The organism is Streptomyces purpurogeneiscleroticus (genome assembly GCF_020024005.1).
Taxonomy (GTDB): Bacteria; Actinomycetota; Actinomycetes; order Streptomycetales; family Streptomycetaceae; genus Streptomyces; species Streptomyces purpurogeneiscleroticus.
Map to the genome: position 1 here is coordinate 1 of NZ_NHSG01000081.1, position 8,133 is coordinate 8,133.

6 protein-coding genes and 1 tRNA gene are annotated in these 8,133 nt (G+C 71.7%); 3 read left to right on the forward strand and 4 right to left on the reverse strand.

Features of this window, described 5'->3' with window-relative positions:
- Positions 1-138: 138 nt before the first annotated feature.
- The 4 genes from CCS38_RS02505 to CCS38_RS02520 all read right to left on the reverse strand — a co-directional run bounded on the left by CCS38_RS02505 (position 139) and on the right by CCS38_RS02520 (position 6,588).
- Positions 139-1,557, reverse strand: a complete 1,419-nt coding sequence (locus tag CCS38_RS02505) for a Cys-Gln thioester bond-forming surface protein (protein ID WP_223731526.1) — start codon at positions 1,555-1,557, stop codon at positions 139-141.
- A 412-nt stretch (positions 1,558-1,969) separates the two neighbouring features.
- Positions 1,970-2,704 carry a single-stranded DNA-binding protein gene (locus tag CCS38_RS02510; RefSeq protein WP_223731527.1) on the reverse strand — a complete coding sequence of 245 codons (735 nt, stop codon included), beginning with the start codon at positions 2,702-2,704 and terminating at the stop codon, positions 1,970-1,972.
- A gap of 281 nt (positions 2,705-2,985) precedes the next feature.
- Complete coding sequence (locus CCS38_RS02515) at positions 2,986-4,650, reverse strand: GTPase (protein ID WP_223731528.1); 1,665 nt, start codon at positions 4,648-4,650, stop codon at positions 2,986-2,988.
- Positions 4,651-4,713: 63 nt separating this feature from the next.
- Positions 4,714-6,588, reverse strand: coding sequence for a dynamin family protein (locus CCS38_RS02520; protein ID WP_223731529.1), 1,875 nt, complete (start codon positions 6,586-6,588; stop codon positions 4,714-4,716).
- A 311-nt stretch (positions 6,589-6,899) separates the two neighbouring features.
- Here CCS38_RS02520 and CCS38_RS02525 point away from each other — a divergent pair.
- From CCS38_RS02525 to CCS38_RS02535, 3 genes are all read left to right on the forward strand, one after another.
- Positions 6,900-6,972: transfer RNA gene (locus CCS38_RS02525), tRNA-Arg, on the forward strand.
- Positions 6,973-7,070: 98 nt separating this feature from the next.
- Positions 7,071-7,775, forward strand: a complete 705-nt coding sequence (locus CCS38_RS02530; RefSeq protein ID WP_223731530.1) for a hypothetical protein — start codon at positions 7,071-7,073, stop codon at positions 7,773-7,775.
- A 53-nt stretch (positions 7,776-7,828) separates the two neighbouring features.
- Positions 7,829-8,133 (forward strand): hypothetical protein (locus CCS38_RS02535; protein WP_223731531.1); only part of this gene is annotated, 305 nt, incomplete at its 3' end.

The window sequence follows — 8,133 nt, forward strand, 5'->3', positions numbered from 1 at the left end:
CTGGACGGCGACGGCCCCGGGGCGCTGGGCGCGCTCCGGGGCCGTCGGCCCGACTCACTGACTCAATGACTCAGTAGCTCACTGGCTCACTGGCTCACTGGCTCACACCGTCTTACCGCGTCAGACCGTCCTACCGCGTCAGACCGTCTTCTTCTTGCGGAGGAAGAAGACCGCCGCGCCGCCGATCACGACGAGCACGACCGCGACACCCGCGATCACCGGCGTGGCGCTGCTGGAACCGGTCTCGGCCAGGTCACCGGCCGAGTCACCGCCCGTACCACCGGCCGAGGCCGGGCTCGGGTGTGCGGACGGGGCCGGGGACGGGCTGCTGCCGTCACCGCTGCCGGCGGTCTTGCAGTCCAGGACGCCGGAGAACGTCTTCGAGAAGCCGCCCGTGCCCTTCACCGTTATCTCGTACGACTGGTCCTCGCCGACCGGCACGGTCACCGTCTCGGACTTGCCGGGCGCGACCTCGTGGTCCTTGCCGGACAGCTGGAACCCGAACGCCTCGTCACCCTTGTTGCTGACGGTGATGTCCACGCCACCCTTGGCGCAGTTCTTCTCGGCGGTGACCGCCGGAACCGCACCCTGCTTCGCCCAGGAGGCGCCGGCCATCGCGGACACGGTGGACTCGCTGGAGCCCGCGAGGATCTGCGTCTGGCTCTTGGCGTGATCGCCGACACCGGTGAACGCCCGGCCGACCGGCACCTTCGTGGCGGCCTGGACGGTCATCGAGGTGGCGCCGTCCTCCGCATCGGCCGGCACGTCGAAGAACAGCTGCGAGCCGTTGGTCACCGTGCCGAGCGGCTTGCCGTCCTTGGCGACCGCCTTGCCGTTCTTGTCGACGATCGAGACGCCGGCCGGGGCGTCCGCCGCCGGGGTGACCGTCGCGCTCTGGGCGTTGGTGTGCACCGTGACCGGGCCTATGCGGCTGCCGGGCTTGCCGGAGACCGCGGGCGGGTCGAGCGTCAGGGACGCCGTCGGCTCCGCGAGGTTCTGCGCGCTCTTCTGGAGGTAGTCCGCCAGCTTCTCCGCCGCGGGGTCGACCGCGTCGACGTCGGCGTGGTCGGAGAAGCGCCAGATCGCGACCTGCGTACCGGCCGCCGCGGTCTTCTCGGTGAGCGTCCCGGAGCCGGCCTTGCCCGCGAGCGCGGCCAGGTCGTTCACCTGCGGGTAGGAGTTCTGCAGGATCCAGCGGATCTTGCCGGCGTCCGAGTTGTTGTGCAGCGAGGACTGGCTCCAGGGCACCTCCTGGTACTTGGCCTGGTTCTGCGTCGGGTTGTGGATGTCGATGCAGTACGTCTGGAGCGAGCCGCCCCCGTCGACGGCCATCTCGAAGAGCCCGGCACCGATCTTCTGGTCCCGGCCGTGGTCGTGGATGACGGCCTGGTCGTACGTCGTCAGACCACCGAGCGTGGCGGTCACTCCGCTGTGCCCGGGGGGCGCGTCATCCGCGGCGGCAGGCCCAGCGGTGGCTATCGCACCCGCCGCGACCAGGCCGGAGGCCAGGACCGCGGCGGCAAGGCGGGCCGCACCGCGCCTCTTCACAGAAATCATGAAATTCCCCTCTGGGCGGGGCAGGTCATTGGGAGGTGGCCCCGCCGGAAAGAACGCAAGAACTCAACAGCCGAACGGAAGGTCGCCGAACGGAACGATCAGTCCCCGTGAGTACTCGTGATGATCAGCCCCCGTGAGTACTCGTGGATCCTAGAGAGCAAGCGCAACAGCGTCCCCGTTCGTAACCGTCGGACAGGCGATCCGAATCGCAATCGTTACCGAAGGAAGCCCCGCTGACCTGGGATTATCGACAAATCCCCGGGGGCAATTCAGGACACTGACACCTTCTCCGGCGAATCACTTCCGACCATGGAATCTTCAATTCCGGTCGCGCGGGCGGCAATCCGGGGCGCCGAATCGCCAGTTCCCGGGCCGGAGTACTGAGTTCCGCTCGTGAAATCGTCAGGTTCCGCTAGGAGATTGCCAGTTCCACCGGGACCGCCGACTCCGGTGTTTTCGTCAGGTCCGCTGGTTCCGCCGGTTCCGCTGGATTCGCCAGGTCCGCTGGTTCCGCCGGTGCCGCTGGACCATCGGTTCCACCGGCTCCGCTGGTTCCGCCGGAAGGGTCTGGCCATCCGGTCGCGGACGGCCCGGCATCGTCGCGTGTGTCAACGCCCTTGCCCGGCGGGGCAGTCGCCCACAGGGACGCGGTGGCTGCCGCGTCGTCCGATGCCGACTGCACCGACCCGGACTGCGCTGCGCCGAACGGCGGCGGACCGAACGGCGGCGGGCCGGAATGCGACGGACCGGACTGCGTCAGCGGCTCCGTACGGGCTCGTGCGGCGCGGCGGAAGGCGGCGGTTCCGCGGGTCAGGTCGTGTCCGATCGTCACGGCATCGACCTCGGCCGCGAACCACCGGCCGCCGCCCCGCTCCGGCGGGTGCTCCCCTTCGCGTACGGTCAACCGGCCCCGTACGACCAGTGGTTCGCCCACCGCCACCGAAGCGGCGAGATTGTCCGCGAGCGTGCGCCACGCCCGCACGGTGTAGAAACTCGTGGTGCCGTCCGTCCAGCGGCCCTGCTCCCTGTCGAAGCGGCGGGGCGTGCAGGCCATCCGGAACCTCGCCGCTGCCGCGCCGTCCTTTGTATAGCGGTGCTCCACCGCCGTCGCCGCGTTCCCCGTCAGCGTCACCATCGTGTCGGACATCGTCGTCCCCCCGTTCTTGCTCTTCCTTATCTCTGCCGGCCCGGTCGTCGATCCCGCCCTCGACCGCGCCTGGAACTCATGCTGCACGAGTTCACAAAAACTCGTCGGGGGCTGTGGACAACCGCCGGGGACAACCACCGGGCAGGAAGAATTGGGGAAAAGTCGGCCACCCGTACGAGTGATCCGCCCGCGGCCTCACGATCTCGTGACCCGCAATCTCGTGACCCGTGATCTCGTGAGCCCACGATCTCGTGGCCCCAAAATCGCCTCGCGGGGCCCGCTCACACCCCCGCCGCCACCGCGTACTGCTCGCGCACCTCCCGGTACCGCAGAAGCTCCGCCGCGACCGGCTCCAGCACCCGGGCCCGGCCACAGCCGGCCGCCGCGGCCCGCAACTCCCGTTCGGCGTCCTGCCCGTACCGTCGCGCGGGGCCGCGTGCTGCCACACCGCACAGCCAGGACAGCGCGGGCCCGCCGACCGTACCGGCCGTGATCAGCACCAGCGCCGGAAGCCATCCCGTCCCCCTGGCTGCCCACTCCACCCCGCACAGCAGGCCCACCATCCACAGCACACCCAGCGCCTGCAGTGCGACCAGCAGCCCCTGACCCGCCGCAGCCACGGTCCACCACCGCGGTTTCGCCGGAGGCCCCGCCCGCAGCGCCCTGTCGGCCGCGTCCGCCGCCCGGTCCAGCGCCTCCGGCAGCCCCTGCGCGCCCTTGTCCGCCGCCTCGCGCACTGCCTGCGCCCACGGCACGGGCAGTCCTCGCGCCGCCTCACCGGCGACGGCCCGCACTGCCTGCTCGGTCACGGCGCGCGATGCCTGCCCGGGCACGGTCTGCCCGGGCAAGGTCTGCCCGCACGAAAGCCGGCCGGGCGACGCGCCCTGTCTTGAACTCCGCAGGCGTACCCACGGGGTGGCGCAGGCGTGATCCGCGTGGCGCAGCCAGTCGCGTTCGGCCGCGCGCGCGGCCGCCGTGGCGCCCACGGCCTCGGCGAGCCGTTCCTCGAAGTCCTCCCGCGCCCGTTCGGTCAGCCCGGCGTGCCCCTCCGCCACGTACACCGGCTGCAGGCGTTCCGCCGCGGCGTCCACGTCCGCGGCCAGGCGACGCCCCGGAGCCCCCTGCTCCGCCACGAACTGCCGGAGCGCGTCCCGCAGTTCGTCCACGCCCTCTCCGGTGGCCGCGGACAGCGCGAGTACCGTGGCGCCCGGCTCCTCGTGCTCGCTGAGCGCCAGCCCGTCCTCGTCGAGCAGCCGCCGCAGATCGTCGACCACCTGGTCAGCGGCGTCACCGGGCAGCCGGTCCACCTGATTGAGCACGACGAAGGTCACCTCGGCGTAGCCCGCCAAGGGGCGCAGATACCGCTCGTGCAGCACCGCGTCCGCGTACTTCTCCGGATCCACGACCCAGATGACGGCGTCGACCGCCTTCAGCACCCGGTCCACCTGAGCGCGGTGGCCGGCCGCTGCCGAATCGTGGTCCGGCAGGTCGAGCAGGACGAGCCCGCGCAGGTCCTCGTCGTACGCAGGCCCCGAGGCGGGTACGAAGCGCTGCTCTACGGGGATGGCCAGCCGGTGCAGCAGCCCTTCGGCGCCGGCCCGGTCGCCCGGCCACACACACGCCACGGGCTGCGAAGTGGTCGGACGGCGCGCCGCCACCTGCGAGCACGGTGCGCCGGCGAGCGCGTTGAAGAGCGACGACTTGCCGCTGCCGGTCGCTCCGGCGACCGCCACGACCGTGTGCTCGCCCGACAGCCGGTACCGCTCGTCCGCGGCGTCCAGTACCTGCCCGGCCTCGTCCAGCGTCCGCCCGTCCAGCCGCGTCCGGGACAGCCCGATCAGCTCCCGCAGCGCGTCGATCCGTGGCTGCAGTTCGTCCTCCACGGTGCGCCGCCCCCGTGGTACGCATCCATAGCCGGTCGCGTCCTCGCCCTCACCGCTCACCATGAAGCCCTCTCTGCAGGTGCCACTCACACTCCGGCGGCAACGCCGCCGCCACGGACGTCTCCGTCATCTCGCCATCGCCCCCTCCGGGGCGGGCCCCGATGCCGGCCCCGGTACCGGCTCCCTGCGCAGCACCGAGAGGGCGGCGATCAGCTCCGCCTGTTGCTCAGGGGACACGGTCAGCTCGTCCAGTGGGGCGAGCCTGCGTTCCCGCTCGCCCGCCAGCGCCCGGTCCAGGTACGTGTCCAGCAGCGCACTGCCCCGGTCCCGCAGCCGCAGCGCTCCGTGCGCGCCGAGCAGCTCGGCGAGGTTCTCGCCCGCCGTACGGGCCCTGCGGCCGCCCAGCAACATGGTGGCGAGCAGCGCCGCCGCTTCTTCCGGTACGGCCGCCCCCGCCCGTTCGGGTCCGCGCGCTTCCCCCGGGACGCGCGCCTCGCGCGTCAGCGCCCGTACGCCCCCGAATACGCCGCGCACGTCCCCGGACGCCTCCCTCGCCGTCCGTACCTCGCGTACCTCGTCCTCCGCGAGCTCCTCCAGGCAGCGCCGCCAGCGCCGCGCAAGAATGCCGAGCCGTCCGGCAGCGGTACCGGCACTGGCGCTGGCACTTGTATCGCTATCGGCGGCACTGGCACTGGTACCGGCGTCCCACACGCCCCCGGGTGGGCCGAGCCCGGCCGCAGCCGGTTCCCGCCGCCATGCCTCCGCCGTCCGCTCGTCCGCCTCCTCCACCGCGCAGCACAAGAGGGAGGTGAGCCCGCGGGTGAGGGCGTCCAGCAGTTCGTCGGGGCGGCCCCCGAGTGCGTGGTCGCGCCAGTGGGCGCGCGCGTCCCCCGAGAGGACCTCGCCGGCGGCGACGGCGCTCCGTACCCGTACGGCCGCCTTCTCGTACGCGTCCTCGACCCGGTCGGCCAGCCGGACCGCGGCGGCGTGCTGGGCGGCGGACGCCGCGGCCAGCGCCGGGAGCCGGCTGCGCAACGAGGCGACCGCCCCGGCCACGGAACGGGCCACGGCTGCCTGCCGCGCCACGGGCTCCTCGGCGTGCCGCTCCAGCCAGGCGCGGAGCGCGGCGACCGCGGTGGCGGGCAGCAGGCCGCTGCCGCCACCCGCCGATTCGGGCAGCTCGGGGATGGTGAAGCGCGGTACGTCGCCGAGGCCGGCACGGTTGAGCAGCGCCGCGTACCGGCCCGCGATGTCGGGCGCGATCTGGTGCGGCACCCGGTCGAGCACGGTGACGAGCGTGACGTCGTACTCCTTTGCGGTCCGCAGCAGGTGCCAGGGCACGGCGTCGGCGTACCGCGAGGCCGTCGTGACCAGCACCCACACGTCCGCCGCGCAGATCAGCTCCGCGGCGAGCTCACGGTTGCGCGCCACGAGGGAGTCGATGTCCGGAGCGTCCAGGAGGGCGAGCCCTCTGGTGACGCCGCGGTCCGTCTCGATACGCAGCGGCGCGGGCCCGTCGCCCCCGTCACCGCCGTCCCCCTCGTCCTCGTAGAGCTCCGCCCCCTCTTCGCTCTCGCTCCCGTAAAGAGCGCTCCCATACGCCCCCACGTGGCCCGTGCCGCTCCCCTGCTCGGGCATCCATACGCGCACGAGGTCGGGGAGGACGCGGGGTCCGGTGAACCAGTGCCGGTCGTCCGGATGGCACACCAGTACGGGCGTACGGGTGGTGGGCCGCAGCACGCCCGCCTCCGTCACATGCCGTCCCACCAGGGAATTGACCAGCGTGGACTTGCCGGCGCCGGTGGATCCGCCGACGACGGCGAGGAGCGGTGCCTGAGGAGCGCGCAAACGGGGCATCACATAGTCGTCGAGGTGAGCGAGCAACTCGGCGCGGTCGCGGCGGGCGCGCGCGACCCCTGGCAACGGGAGCGGGAAGCGTGCGGCGGCGACGCGGTCACGCAGCACGGAGAGCGCGTCGATGATCCGGGGTCCTACGTCCAAGGTCGCCACATGTGAAGAATGCCCAATTTCGACGGCTTTTTGAAGTGTATAGCCCTATGTGCGCGCCGTACGAACCCACACAAAACGGGATCTGTGACGCGTGGGGCGCCCGCGACAGGAGGGGCTCAGGCATAACGAGTGCACAACACCCGTCCCACGAGGCGCCAAAACCGATGCAGAATTCGTACCTGCCTGCGATTATCGGGACCGCTTCACTGAACCTCCACAACGTGCCACGGAGGTGAAGCAACCGGGACGAGGCACGCGGCCCCCTATCCTGGTCCGCGGTCCGTGATCCACGCCCACACCCGGCCCCCGTAGCTCAGTGGATAGAGCAGGTGCCTTCTAAGCACTTGGCCGCAGGTTCGAGTCCTGCCGGGGGCGCTCTTCGAGGCCCTCCCCACGGGAGGGCCTTTTCGCTGGTCAGGGTAGCTGCGAGTATCCGCAGGGAGACACCGGTCACTGCCGTCACGGGAATGGAAATGACGAACACCGCAAACGGTCACCCCTGTCCCCCTTCAGCTCCCGCTCGCACGTCCTCCTTCCGGGCTGCACCTCTACCGGCGCCTCCCGGCGCACCGGACAGCTGGCCGGATCGTGCGTCCCGGCTGCGGGATCAGGCGGACGCCCTCGACGCGCTGATCCGTGAGGATCTGTCGCGCGGCCGGGCGCTCGTCTTCCTGCTGTGTGCGGGCCTGGTGACGCTCACCGTCGGCATGGTCCCCGCCATGGTGATCGATGCCGCCGGATCCGGGACGGGCGGCTCCACCGACGTCGCGGTGGCGGCGGTACTGGGTGTGGTGATGCTCGCCGTACTCGCCGTACCGGCTCTCCTCGTTCTGCGTGCGCTGCGCAAGAGGTCCGTTCAACGCTTCGCTCTCATGCAGCAGTGGGCAGCCGTCGACCGTGGGCACGACGCGGAGTTCCCGGACCGCTACGGCACACAGGGGTACCCGCACGGCCGCTTCTTCTTCGGGGCTGTCGTCCTGGTCATGAGCTTCATCGTCGTGGTGGCCATCCTCGCCGACTTCTCCGGTCCGGACTCCCTCGGGCTGCTGCCGCTCTTGATCGTCGCGGGACTGTTCGCCTGGGCCCCGGTCAAGAAGTACGCGGGGCGCTACAGCTGGTCCTCGCGGGAAGGAGTCATCCGGGCTCGGGCGCACAGGCGGGAGTTGCACCGCGCGTAGCTCGGTCGTCGGCCCCGGCCGGATCACCGGCAACGTACGTGGCGGGCAGAGGCATGCACCCCGTCCTGGTCTACGCGGCCATCGCGAGCCCTGGCGTCATCGTCGTCCTGGTCTTCGTCGTGGCGCGCCCGAGGAACACCCTCGGCCTTGGCCTGGTGGGTCTGCTCGCCCTGGCGGTCGTGCTGATCGGCCTGCCCAAGGTTGCCCTCATACGCCGCCATGAGCGAGCCGGGCTCGGCTCCGCCGCGAGCTCCCTGGCCCCCGCCTTTGCCGGCGGAGCCGTGACGCATCGGGCCGTCGTGGCAGGGACGTGGGACTGCGTACGGGTGAGTCGGGGGACAGCGCGTAGGGCGGGGGT